Genomic DNA, 7,313 nt, shown 5'->3' with positions numbered 1-7,313 from the left:
CCAGCCTGGTCGAAATCCTCGGGGTGGCGGCCGGTCATGGGTTCACCACGTTGATCATCGATTCCTGGTCGCACTATTGGATGGGCCAGGACGGGATGCTCGAGCAGGTCGACAGACGCAAATCAGGCAGCAACAGCTTCTCGGGATGGAAGGAAGCCAACCCCGACGAACGCCGGATGGTCGAGGCGATGCTCACCTTCGGCGGGCATCTGATCGTCACCATGCGCACCAAGACCGAATACGTCGTCGACGAGGACGGCAAAGGCCGGTCGGTCCCGCGCAAGGTCGGCACCCGCCCGGTGCAGCGGGAAGGCCTCGAGTTCGAATTCGACATCGTCGCCGACCTCGACCTGCGCAACAACCTGCACATCTCCAAGACCCGCCTGCCGTTTCTGACCAACCAGGTGATCCCCACCCCCGGCGCGGAACTGGCCAACCAGATCGCCGACTGGCTCGACGGCGGCGAAGACGTTCCCACCGTTGCCGAGTTCCGGCAGCGGATCCTCGACGTGGAATCGATGGATCAGCTGCGCGGGGTCTACCTCGAGATCGAGTCCTATCGGTTGCTCGGTGCACCCACGGTCGACCTCGAAGGGGCTCCGACCACGTTGCGGGAGTTGATCGTGGCGATCAAGACAGCCATGGAAGCCGTCGACGCCAAGCAGGCCGAGCGCCGCGCCTCGGCCGAGACCTTCGAAAACCACGGACAGGAGAGGGGGTGAGAAGCAATGACGAAACGTTGTGACGCACACGGGTGCGAGCACGGGTTGCTCGACACCGCCGAGATCGCAGCACGGTTGAAGGTGACCAAACAGCTGGTGTTGCAGTGGCGGGCTCAAGTGAAACCGCATCCATTGGCGGACAAGGGGTTCCGGCTCAACGGCGATTCCGGGCCACTGCGGTGGCGGGAATGTCACTACCACCAATACCTCGATGAGCTCGCGCAGCCGAGGTCGGCATGAGCCCCCGCCGCGGGCGTTCTCAGCCCAGCGCCGCACGCATCGCCGCTGAGGACGCCCGCATGGTCTTCGTCGAGGAGTACCGGTTCCTGCGCCAATCGCTGATGAGCCACGAGGCGATCGCCCGCAAGCTCGGAATCACGGTGGGCACCCTGCAAACCCGGATCCTGCGGTACGACTGCCTGATCCTCTCGCCAGCCGAGCAACGCATCTCCGACAACCTCGACGCCCTCATCGAACACGGACACCCCTTCACCCTCGAGCAGGTCTGCCCGCTCGATGACGGGACAATCCACTGGCTGATCAGCACTGCCCTCAAACGAGGCCGCATCCGCTCATCGCAGACACGGGCCCGCAGAACACCCCAGCCGGTGTACACGCCGGTGCGGAGCAAACCATGACCGCGCATGAGACCGCCAGCACGCCAGCGTCATCGCCTCTTTCGGGCGAGAATGACCCGTTCGGCGACGGCCAGGAATGGTCGGTGATCCATCAGTGCCGCGATATAGACGGCCGAGTGGTGCGGGTGCTCTACGAGTGCGACTACATCGTCGAGAGCGGTGGCGGCCGTGCCCGTGTGACCGAACGGCGTTGGCACGACGGTGAACACGAATCCCGTGATGTCGAGCCACTCGACTGATCGCCCCGCCTCCGCCCCCGTGCACCGAATTTGCGGTCCGCGCGTCGCGATGGGGGCGGTTGGTGTGCACCGTTTTTCGGAGTACCGGTATGTCCGCTGAACCGGCCGAGGTCAAAAAGGACACCCGCGCCTACATCAAGCTGAGTCTGGATTTCTTGGAGAACCATCGCACCGGTCCGCTCTCACCGGTAGCGAAGCTGACCCTGATCGGGTTGTGGATGTACTGCGCCCGTAACCGCACCGACGGTGTCGTTCCCGCCCCGTACGCGCGTCGCTCGGTACCCAAACGCCTGCGTGAGGCCCTCACGATGGCGGGATGCTGGCAGCACCACGATTGCACCACGGCAACGCCGTGCCTGCACGGCGCGTGCACAGCGGCGGCACCATGCGGGCAGGAGGCGTTCGTGATGCACGACTACAGCAGCCACCAAAGCCTCCACAGTGCCGCCGCCGACAAGCCCGCGAAGGACAGTCGCGGCTATATCAAGCTCAGCGTCGACTTCCTGGAGAACCATCGCACCGGTCCGCTCTCACCAGTGGCGAAGCTGACCCTGATCGAGTTGTGGATGTACTGCCACCGCAACCGCACCAACGGCGTCGTGCCCGCCGCTGCGGCCCGCAGGATCGCGCCACGACGCATCCGTGACGCGCTCACCACGGCGGGATGCTGGCAATACCACGACTGCACCACAGCGACGCCATGCCGCTACGGTGCGTGCACAGTGTCGGCACCATGCCGCCAAGGTTGCGACACCATGCACGACTACCGCAAGCATCAAAACCAGTACTTCAACCACCCGGGAAGGGTGGAAAAGGCCAGCTCATCGGGCACATCGAGAGGCACGGCGAAACAACGGGAAACAAGCGAAACTGCTACCGGAATCGCTAGCGAAACCACTGACGCCGCAGCGGGCCTCGTGTACGCGTCTCACAAGTTACAAGTCATATATCCTTCTATTCCTTTGGGAGACAACCCTGCGGTAAGTAACCCGCGGGAGGGGAAACCACAGCGGGAGAAACCGCCGCAGTCACCGTCGCCGCCGTCGAGGCTGGGGCCGCGGCCTCGTCACGGCGGGCACGACGTCGCTGACCGGCTCAACGCCGCCGTACCGGAAATCCCGGCGACCCCGGCGATGCGCCGCCGTGTGCTGGCTCGGCTCGCGCCGGACGCGGTCGCGGTGCTGGACGACCCGCACGCCGGACCGGTCCACCGAGCCCACGCCCAGGCCGATCTCGACCGAGCAGCCGCGGTCATCGACGCTCGCGCCGAATACCTCGATACCGGCGACGTGAGCGAAAACCCCAAGGCAGATAGGCTTTTCGACCCGCACGGCGACACCGGCTATGCGCGGCGGATGGCCGCCGCGCAGACTCCGCTACCCGTCCCGGACCCCATCACTCCCGGCGAGGTCCGGGCCATGGCGTTCCGGCTGGCCCGCGACCACATCGACGCCATCACCCGACACGGCGGCCGCGCACCCGGCAGCGCGCGGGAAGCCCTGCGCGCCGAACTCGAAGCGCTCCTCGGCGACGGCGTCCACCAAGACCTGCTGCGCGCCGAGCTGGCCGCGATGCTCAACGGCGGTATCTGGGCGGCCTCCAAGCTGCGTGAACGCCTCCACGAGGCCCGCAGGTGAACGCCGAGAACTGGGAGCAGCCCGAGATGTGCGATATCGAGGCCGAACAACAGGTCCTTGGCGCGGCGCTCTACGCCGAAGCCAACACCGAGGTCGCGCGGATGGTTGCTGATATCCCCACCGACGCGTTCTATCGGCCCGCGCATCAGTTGCTGCACGCCACCTTGGTTGATGTGCTGCGCGAGGGAGGACCCGCTGATCCGGTCGTGATCATCGAAAAAGCCGCCAGCAGAGGCGAACTCGGCGCAAACACCCAGCGGCTGCGCATGCTCACCCTCGAGATGCTCGGCAAGGGCGTACCCGGCTCGGTGCCGTACTTCGCCGACCGCATCATCACCCTCTGGCACGCCCGCACCGCCGTCGCCGAAGCCACCCGCATGATCCAGAAACTCCACACCCTGCACCAGACCGGGGACCTGTCGTTAACTGGTCAAGTCGTCGCCCGCGCGCGCGAGGACTTGGATCTGGATTTCACCGACCCTGCCGCACCAGGAGTTTCGGCGCTACCGCCATCGGTGGCTGAGCTGCTGGCCGGCAGCGATTCCTACGACTGGCTGATCCCGCAGCTGTTCGAGTACGGGGACCGCATGATCCTCACCGGTATCGAAGGACTCGGGAAATCGACGCTGCTGACCCAGATTGCGTGCGCGGTGACCGCGGGCCTGCACCCGTTCCTGGCGGCCCCGATCACCGGTGCCGGTGCGCCACAGTCCACTTCGCATCGGGTGTTGGTGATCGACGCGGAGAACCTGCCCGGTCAGCTGCGGCGGCGTTACCGCAATATCGTCGCCCGTGTCGACGCGGTCTGCGATCAGCAGAACCATCCGCGCCCGGATTGGAACGACGAGCTGCGTATCGAGGCTCGCCCCGACGGTGTGCGTCTCGAGGATCCGCGGGAGTTGCGCCGTATCGAAGCCGCTATTGCTGCGCATCAGCCCGTGCTGGTGGTGGCTGGTCCGCTGTATCGGTTGAATGCGCTGGATACCGAAGCCGCTGATGGTGCACGGGAATTGGTGCGGATCCTGGACCGGTTGCGCGTGAAATACCGGTTCACGCTGATCCTGGAAGGCCACATCCCGCACGCCGCGGACGGCCGGTCGCGGTCGGTGCGCCCGATCGGTTCGTCGCTGCTGCTGCGCTGGCCTGAATTCGGGTACGGCATCGTCCCTGGACGCGGGCATGAGGACGAGGAACACCCCACCGTAGTCAACCTGCGCCAATGGCGTTACGCCCGCGACGAGCGCCTGTTCCCGCATGAGCTGCACCATTCCACTCATGGTCTGCCGTGGACACCGTCCGCGAACTATTTCAGTCTGTGCCGCAGCCGGGGAGTGTTCGACGGTTGAGGCAACGAATTGCATTGTCCAGCAACGAAATAGAGGTATTGAAGATCAAAATTCAGTGAAATAGACTGTAGTGCAGGGGATTTCATCTGTGGCTAGCACCACCGAAATCGCCTGCGTGAATTGAATACTGCATCTACGGGAGAGACGAATGAAAATCGTCATGGAACTGTATTGCCCGGAAGCGCACGACAGCGCCGATGATTCCGGGACTTCGACGGCCGCGCGGATCGTGTCGAGCCTGACCAGGTTTCTGTCGGGGCGACGCTGCCCGACCTGCCCAGCCTCCACACTGGAGCCGGGGATCACGATGATCGGCGGCCAAGACCGCGAAACCGGCTACTGCTCGTGCTGCGAAGCCACGTGGCTGCCCGGTCACCGTATGCGGCTGCTGTCGGCGGGACGCCTCGTCGGCATCGCGCCGGGTACCGGCCACGGGGTTCGGTCATGATCCGCCGCGCCACCCCCGATATCCGGTTCGCCCGCCGCGTGCTCGACACAATCGGCCACCTGCCCGACCATCCGCATTACCCGGGTATGGAGTGGGACCAGCGGGCGTATCGATTCGTTCACATCCACGACATCGTCCATGCCGATAACGGTGCGCCGGTCTGCCGGACCACGATGTGCTTCGCCGGGTGGGTCGTGCAACTCGACCCCGATGTCGCATGGGCCTACGACTCGATGACCCTGCGCACCGCGGGCTTGGCCGATGACACCGTCTGCCCACCGGTGCAGCTGGCCCCGGACCTGACTACCGCCCGTGATCTGACCACTGGGCGCAACCTGCGCGCCAGCGCCTACGCCAGGCGACGGCTCGGACTCACGGTGCGCCAGGCCGACGAGTTGTTCTTCGCCACCAACACCGTCGACGACCTCACCGAGGTCATCGACCGTATCGGTAAGGGGCAGTTGTTGTGAGTGCAGTCATCACCGCCACCGCGCTGGTGGAGAAGGTCCGCGAAATCGTCGCGGCCACACCAGATGCCACCACCCCCACCACTGTCGAACACCCCCACGGTGACCGCTACGTCGTGCGCGACGCCGATGGCCGCTGGCAAGGGTCACGCCTGATCGGTCGCGCGCTGCTCGACCTCGGTGCCGACCCCGAGCTGCTCGCCGAACACGACGCCTACGCCCTCAGCGCCGCCGCGACGGTCATGCATTTCGTGCGTTTCGGTGTGTGGGGTCAAGACCTGTTGTGGCTCAACATCGTTCAATCCCACGAAGGCAAAGGACGCCGATGGGCCGACGCCCTCGACGTCGCCGATCTGCGCATCCGAGGCGTCGCCGGGAGCAGGCTATGAGACCAATCCTGGCCCCCGGAACCTCCAACCCCATCATCATCGCGAAGCTGCCTTCACACCCTCGTCGACCTGAGCGGTGGGCGGCGAGCACTGTCTACCGCGACCAGGCTGGGCGCATTCGCCACCTGCGCGCCATTCACACCGATCCCGACGCCGCCGCTGACGCGCTCGAGGGCAAACTAGACGAACTCGGAATCCACTGATGCCACAACACAATCCAACCCCCGACCGTGCTGTGGTCGATGAGATCGACACCCTCGTCGACGAACAACTCGCCACCGCACCCGACAGCGGCGTCCGTGAGGTGTGCCCGCACTGCGGCGACGAATGGCACTCCCTGCCGATCCGCAAGACACTACTGATGATCCGGCAGCTCTACTGCGGATGCGAGGACTGCGAGCGAATCCTCGACGCCTACGACTACGCCAGCGACACCAGCCCTATTATCTGCCCTGGCTCGACCTTCCACGGCCCCGTCGAACCACTCGAGCTACGCGCCGCCCGAGCGGGTGTCATCGTGATCGACATCGCGACGCTGCTGCGTGAACCACCCACGCAGACACCTGTGCCGCCTGCACCGACACCGCCGGATGGCTGTGCGCTGCGGTTGCGGTTCCCCGCAGCCGACGCATATCAGGGACCGGTGTGGGCCTACCGGCTCTCACGGCCGTGGCGCGACACCGACTACGTCGTGGTCATGCACGTCCAACGCCACACCGACACCGGGCCGACCACGATCTCCGAAACCGCCCTGTTCCGGTACTTCCCGCCCGGCACACCACAACCACCGTCGCGAGAATCCTTCTTCGTCGGCGGGGAACTGTTAGCCATCATCGACGACAGCGATGCTGAAGGGGGCCACGCCGCCATCGACAGCCACGGCGTCAACATCGAAGTCGGCGACCACGGCGCACGCCACCGCGCCGACGGGCACGTCAACCCAGACCTGTTCGTCCAACAGATCACCGGCCAAATGGTCGTCGTGATAGTGGAATAACCGCTGACGGATCCGGCCGCTGATCAGACACAACGATCGGCGGCCGGGACCGTCATTCAGCCCGGGCTGGCGCGCGTCACATACCGAGCGGCATGGACTTCCACAGCGACAGCTTCTGATCGTCGTCGGAGGGGGTTTCGTACTGCTCGATTTTCACCGTGAAGCGGTTGCGGTCGGAATCGGTGCTGAATCCGGTGTAGCTCACGCTGAACTGAGCCGAGGGGTCGGTGAATATCAGCTTCACTGGTTCGGAGACGTCGGGGTGAATTTCGGTACGCACCTGTTCATGCGTGGACAGTTGCTGGATTTGCCGGTCCGCGGCCTCGGGAGTGTCGAAATAGGCCAGGGTGAGGGAGAAATCGGTGTTCGCGCTGACGCAGGAGATGACTGCCTTCTCATGGCTGTCGCAGGTGGTGTCGTGCCAGCCGGG

At 65.1% G+C, this 7,313-nt stretch carries 12 protein-coding genes; 11 read left to right on the top strand and 1 reads right to left on the bottom strand.

Annotated features, from left to right (window positions below; all coding sequences use genetic code 11):
• The 11 genes from NP3_RS45595 to NP3_RS45545 form a co-directional block, all read left to right on the top strand.
• A partial coding sequence (locus NP3_RS45595; RefSeq protein ID WP_063825093.1) for an AAA family ATPase occupies positions 1-722 on the top strand: 722 nt, incomplete at its 5' end.
• A gap of 6 nt (positions 723-728) precedes the next feature.
• Positions 729-962: a hypothetical protein gene (locus tag NP3_RS45590; RefSeq protein ID WP_063047916.1), complete on the top strand. Its 234-nt coding sequence runs from the start codon at positions 729-731 to the stop codon at positions 960-962.
• Entirely contained in the window at positions 959-1,360 is a 402-nt protein-coding gene (locus NP3_RS45585) for a hypothetical protein (protein ID WP_157125001.1), read from the top strand. The genes NP3_RS45590 and NP3_RS45585 overlap by 4 nt, the downstream gene beginning before the upstream one ends.
• A complete protein-coding gene (locus NP3_RS45580) occupies positions 1,357-1,599 on the top strand; it encodes a hypothetical protein (RefSeq protein WP_063047914.1) in 243 nt (80 codons plus the stop codon). Before NP3_RS45585 ends, NP3_RS45580 begins: the two co-directional genes overlap by 4 nt.
• Before the next feature lie 89 nt (positions 1,600-1,688).
• Positions 1,689-3,236, top strand: a complete 1,548-nt coding sequence (locus tag NP3_RS45575) for a hypothetical protein (protein WP_063047913.1) — start codon at positions 1,689-1,691, stop codon at positions 3,234-3,236.
• Positions 3,233-4,582: an AAA family ATPase gene (locus NP3_RS45570; RefSeq protein ID WP_063047912.1), complete on the top strand. Its 1,350-nt coding sequence runs from the start codon at positions 3,233-3,235 to the stop codon at positions 4,580-4,582. Before NP3_RS45575 ends, NP3_RS45570 begins: the two co-directional genes overlap by 4 nt.
• A 148-nt stretch (positions 4,583-4,730) precedes the next feature.
• Positions 4,731-5,030, top strand: a complete 300-nt coding sequence (locus tag NP3_RS45565) for a hypothetical protein (RefSeq protein WP_063047911.1) — start codon at positions 4,731-4,733, stop codon at positions 5,028-5,030.
• A complete protein-coding gene (locus tag NP3_RS45560) occupies positions 5,027-5,500 on the top strand; it encodes a hypothetical protein (RefSeq protein ID WP_063047910.1) in 474 nt (157 codons plus the stop codon). Before NP3_RS45565 ends, NP3_RS45560 begins: the two co-directional genes overlap by 4 nt.
• The gene (locus NP3_RS45555) at positions 5,497-5,886 is read left to right on the top strand and encodes a hypothetical protein (RefSeq protein ID WP_063047909.1); all 390 of its coding nucleotides are present in this window, start codon (positions 5,497-5,499) and stop codon (positions 5,884-5,886) included. Before NP3_RS45560 ends, NP3_RS45555 begins: the two co-directional genes overlap by 4 nt.
• Entirely contained in the window at positions 5,883-6,089 is a 207-nt protein-coding gene (locus NP3_RS45550) for a hypothetical protein (RefSeq protein WP_063047908.1), read from the top strand. The genes NP3_RS45555 and NP3_RS45550 overlap by 4 nt, the downstream gene beginning before the upstream one ends.
• Complete coding sequence (locus NP3_RS45545) at positions 6,089-6,883, top strand: hypothetical protein (protein ID WP_063047907.1); 795 nt, start codon at positions 6,089-6,091, stop codon at positions 6,881-6,883. Before NP3_RS45550 ends, NP3_RS45545 begins: the two co-directional genes overlap by 1 nt.
• Positions 6,884-6,959: 76 nt before the next feature.
• On the opposite strand, the gene NP3_RS49585 is transcribed toward NP3_RS45545, so the two are convergent.
• A partial coding sequence (locus tag NP3_RS49585) for a hypothetical protein (RefSeq protein WP_169814697.1) occupies positions 6,960-7,313 on the bottom strand: 354 nt, incomplete at its 5' end.

It is taken from the genome of Nocardia pseudovaccinii NBRC 100343 (genome assembly GCF_001613225.1).
GTDB classification, from domain to species: Bacteria; Actinomycetota; Actinomycetes; order Mycobacteriales; family Mycobacteriaceae; genus Nocardia; species Nocardia pseudovaccinii.
This window is presented reverse-complemented; position numbering and strand designations above follow the sequence as displayed.